Source organism: Gemmatimonadaceae bacterium, from assembly GCA_036273715.1.
Classification (GTDB): Bacteria; Gemmatimonadota; Gemmatimonadetes; order Gemmatimonadales; family Gemmatimonadaceae; genus JADGGM01.
This window is the reverse complement of record DASUHB010000079.1, coordinates 1-4,396: the sequence shown is the minus strand read 5'-3', so window position 1 is coordinate 4,396 and position 4,396 is coordinate 1. Positions and strand designations below refer to the sequence as shown.

At 65.3% G+C, this 4,396-nt stretch carries 4 protein-coding genes; 3 read left to right on the top strand and 1 reads right to left on the bottom strand.

Features of this window, described 5'->3' with window-relative positions:
• Nucleotides 1–201: 201 nt before the first annotated feature.
• The gene (locus VFW04_19265) at nt 202–471 is read right to left on the bottom strand and encodes a helix-turn-helix transcriptional regulator (GenBank protein ID HEX5181480.1); all 270 of its coding nucleotides are present in this window, start codon (nt 469–471) and stop codon (nt 202–204) included.
• A 136-nt stretch (nt 472–607) separates the two neighbouring features.
• Between VFW04_19265 and VFW04_19260 the strand changes: the two genes are divergently transcribed.
• The 3 genes from VFW04_19260 to VFW04_19250 form a co-directional block, all read left to right on the top strand.
• Nucleotides 608–3,667 (top strand): DUF499 domain-containing protein, encoded by a 3,060-nt coding sequence (locus tag VFW04_19260; GenBank protein ID HEX5181479.1) that lies wholly within the window; start codon nt 608–610, stop codon nt 3,665–3,667.
• Nucleotides 3,664–4,179 carry a hypothetical protein gene (locus VFW04_19255; GenBank protein HEX5181478.1) on the top strand — a complete coding sequence of 172 codons (516 nt, stop codon included), beginning with the start codon at nt 3,664–3,666 and terminating at the stop codon, nt 4,177–4,179. The genes VFW04_19260 and VFW04_19255 overlap by 4 nt, the downstream gene beginning before the upstream one ends.
• On the top strand, nt 4,176–4,396 hold a 221-nt coding region (locus VFW04_19250), incomplete at its 3' end, for a DUF1156 domain-containing protein (protein ID HEX5181477.1). The genes VFW04_19255 and VFW04_19250, both read left to right, overlap by 4 nt.

The window sequence follows — 4,396 nt, the reverse complement described above, 5'->3', positions numbered from 1 at the left end:
GCTGCTCGCCGTGATCTGATCGCATTACGAGCAGACATTCTTGGGCGGTATCGTCTACGACACAGCGAGTTCATTGCTTGGATCACGGCAATTGGGGACGCACGGAAGAGCTCCCCTTGACGACGCGTTCTGGCACTGCCTAACGCGAAAATCCTGCGACTCGAGACACGGTAGACCGCCGTCAGGCCACCGGCTGGTCGGTCAGCCGTCGGGCTTGGCCTTCCTGCGCCTCCGGGCTGGGATGAAGTACTCGAATGGTTTGTCGTAGAGCTCCATGAACGTCGCGAGATCTATTGGGTCGATCCGACGCTCGCCAAGCTCGCACTTCGAGACGAAAGACACGGGACGGTCGAGTGCCGCCGCCACCTCGGCTTGCGTAAGGCCCGCCTCGACCCGCGCTTCGCGTACGCGACGGATCAGGGACCGATACTCAGGCTCATAGACAGCGCTCTTCCGGCGGCTGCGTGCCATCGGCGGATGATGAGCCCGCCCATGGATTTCCCCATGTTGGGGAATTACCTTCGGCGCAGTCTGCGGCGGCTCTCCTCCACGCGTGGCCGTTTTGCCCGCTCCGCGCCGCTGTACGCGTTGCCGGCGTGCCCAACGAATGACTCTGCCGAGGAGTTTCGACGTCTGTACGCTGCGCGACGATGTCAGGGCTGGCGCGATCGCCGAGTCTGACTTCGCCGCCGATCTGGCTCAGGTCGTGCGCGGTACCGCGCCGGCTGAGTACAAGGACGCCGCCAAGTTTTTCGAGAACACGTATCCGACGCGCGGCCTCAAGAACCTTCTGGCCAACGTCTGCCGACGTTTGAGCGGCGCCGGCGGCGAAGCGGCCTCCATTTTCCGCCTGGACACGCAGTACGGCGGCGGTAAGACGCACGCGCTCATCGCGCTTGTCCACGCCGCACGCGGCATGGCCGGCGTTAGGAACGTCGCCGAGTTCCTGGATCCGGCGCTCGTGCCGAACCGCGGCGTGCGCATCGCGGCCTTCGACGGCGAGAACGCTGATCCGCTCAACGGCCGTACCATGGACCAAGATCGGCGCGCGTACACGCCCTGGGGCGAGATCGCGTGGGCGCTTGCCGGTGCGGCTGGATACGAACGCGTTCGCGCGAGCGACGAGCATCGCGTCGCTCCCGGCGCGGACACGCTCCGCGAGCTCTTCGGTGGAGAGCCGACGCTGATCCTGCTCGACGAACTTTCCGTCTATCTGCGCAAGGTCAAAGGGCTCGCCGGTGCGCGCGACCAACTGTCGGCGTTCCTCTCCTCGCTCTTCAAGGCGGTCGAGAGCGCGCCTAACGCGGCGCTCGTCTACACGTTGGCTATCGGGAAGGACAACCGAGCCCCCGACGCCTACGGCGAGGAGAGCGAGTTCATTGCGGCGCGGATGGCCGAAGCCGAAAGCATCTCGGCGCGTAAGGCAACGCTGCTGAATCCGACGGAGGATGACGAAGCCGCCCAAGTGCTGCGCCGTCGGCTGTTCGCATCGATCGACGAGTCGCGCATCCCGGCGGTGATCGATGCCTACCGAGTGCTATGGAAGCAGCACGAGGCCGGTCTGTCGCCGGAGGCGGCGCACCCGGACACGTTAGACGCGTTCCGCGCCTCCTATCCGCTCCACCCGGATCTGCTCGACACGCTCACGGAAAAGGCCGCCACGCTCTCCAACTTTCAGCGCGTGCGCGGGATGTTGCGCCTGGTCGCGCGCACGGTTGTTCGTGTGTGGGAGCAGAAACCGGACGACGCCTTCGCCGTTCACGTCCATCATATCGATCTCGCGTACGAGCCGGTTCGCCAGGAGATCGTCACGCGGCTCGGGCTAACGCAGTACGCGCCGGTGCTCAAGCGCGACGTGGCAGGCGACGGCGGCGGTATGTCGCTCGCGGAGCAGATCGATCGCGATCACTACCGCGGACTGCCCCCGTACGCCACGTACGTGGCCCGAACGATCTTCGTGCACTCGCTCGCGTTCAACGACCAGCTTCGCGGCGTGTCGCCGGAGGAGCTGCGCTTCTCGATGATGGGCCCCGGCATCGACGTCAGTTTCGTCGACGATGCACGCAAACGCTTCGTTGCAGAGTCGGCATTCCTCGATGACCGGCCGGGCGTGCCGCTCCGCTTTCTCGCTGAAGCCAACCTGACACAGATCATCCGACGCCAGGAGGCCCAGGTCGATTCCGGCGACGCGCGTGGGGAATTGCGCCACAAGATCGAAGAAATTTTCAAGGGCACGGCGACGACCACGTTCAGCCTCGTTGCGTTTCCGGGCGGCGCGTACGAGGTGCCCGACGAGATCGGCGACGGCCGGCCGCTCCTCGTGGTGATCGGTTACGACGCGGTATCGATTCCTGCCGTGGTAGATGCGGTGCCGCACCTCGTTGAGCGGATTTTCAATCACAAAGGGGCGGACGATCGAGCACTGAGGGGCAATCGCAACGCGCTCGTCATCGTGACGGCGGACGAAGCACGCAAAGAGGAAATGCGGCACCGCATGGTTAGGCGACTGGCACTCCGGGAGCTCAAGAAGGCCGAGCGCATCGGCGAACTCGCGGATCATCAGCAGGCGAAGGTACGCGAGCTCGAGTCCAAATCAGAGACGGACGTGGCTCTGGCGATTCAGCAGTGCTATCGCCACGTGTTCTACCCCTCTCGCGCCGATCGTGTGGCGAACGGCGTGGATCTCGGCCATACCGCGATCGACGTCCCGTCGGCGAGCGCAAGTCCCGGCGTTGGGCAACGACAGGTGGAACGCGCGCTACGCGACTTGAGAAAGCTGCGGACCACGGAAGACGAGCCGGACTCGCCAGCCTACATCCGCGATCGCACGCCACTCAAGAAGGGTGAGATGACGACGAGGGCCCTGCGCGAGGAATTTCGGCGCGATCCTGGGCTTCCGATGCTCGTGGGCGACGACGTGTTCGTGCGCGGCATCCGGCGCGGGATCGAGCAAGGCGACTTCGTCTATCGAAGTGGGGAGCTCCTCTATGGTCCTGGCGATCCGCAGGCCGCGATCGCGGTGGACGAGCAGTCGTTCGTGTTCACAATGCGGTTCGCGAAGGAGCGCGGCATCTGGCCGCGGCCGGCGCCTGTGCCGGAGCCGCCACGCGGCGCCGAACGCCTAACGGGGGAGTCGGGCTCTGGTGGGCTGGCCGCTCAGGTTCCGCCTCGAGTCGTAGATGGGTCGCAGGCGGTGCTCGGTGGTGAGGCCCTATCAGAGGAAGGCGTGTTGAGAGAAGCGCTGGCGCGCATCTGGGAGCAGGCGCGCGGACGCCGACTCGAGCGGCTGCAGAGCCTGAACATTCGCATGTTCGATGCGGGCGACGCGTTCAAGCTGCTTGGCGTAATCGGAACGGTGCAGGGCGCCACCAAGACGGTAACGCTCGAGGGCGAGTACGAGACAACAGAAAGTGGCGTGTTCCAGTTCAAGTTCGAGGGACCAACCACCGACGCGCAGGCGCTGCGGGAATTTCTCGAGCCACAACTCCGGGCGGCTGCGGAGAAAACCCTCACGGCGGAGTTCGCATTGCGGATGGAAAACGGCTTGTCGATGACCGGCGACGCCGCCGAGCGCCTAACGGATCGGTTGGCGCGCTACGTCGCGGGCGCCGCGCAGGTGACCGCAAGCATCGGAGTGGGAAGCGTTTCGGGTCGGGTCGCGACATGACGCGCGCTCATCTTCGACTTGCGGCCGTTGAGGCGCACGACTCGGCGCCCAAGTACGAACTGCGGATGCGCACGTACGGGGCGGGCGACGAGGAGCTCGAGGTATGGCAACTGCCCTCGCCGGCAACGCCGCAGCTGCGGTGGGCGGTGCGCATCGCGGGGCTCCGCGGCCGGAATCTCGGTCTGGTGGAACATCGCGTGCTCCGGCGACTGGCCGGTGCGGGCATACGACTCGCACCTCGGCATTCGTTAGGCTCGGTGGGTCAGGGTCCGACGGCGCACGGAATAGACGAACATCTCGCGCTGGTGCTTGGGCTGCTGTTTCGGGCGTTGGCGCCGATGCGCAGGCGCGAGAGCATGTTGCGAGTGGCCGAAGGAATCGAGGCAATGGGGCAAGAGGAAGCGGCTTATTGGCTCGGGATGGCAATGCATCGGGTGAATCCGCGCCGCGTCTTGAGCGCGCTCCGGATGCTGTTGACCGATCCGGCTCACCGCGTGGACGTGAATCGATGAGCGGCCGGCGGTTGATCGAAGACTGGCTGCCGATTGCTGAGTTAGGCGAAGAAAGTGTGCGGGAGCGCCGATCGATGACGGCCTTACCGCCTACCTACTATCTGCATGTGTGGTGGGCAAGACGACCGTTGGTGGCATCGAGGGCGGCGATATTGGGGTCGTTGCTGCCGGCGGACGCGGATCGGAAGAAGTTCATGCATGTGCTCGGGATTCACGG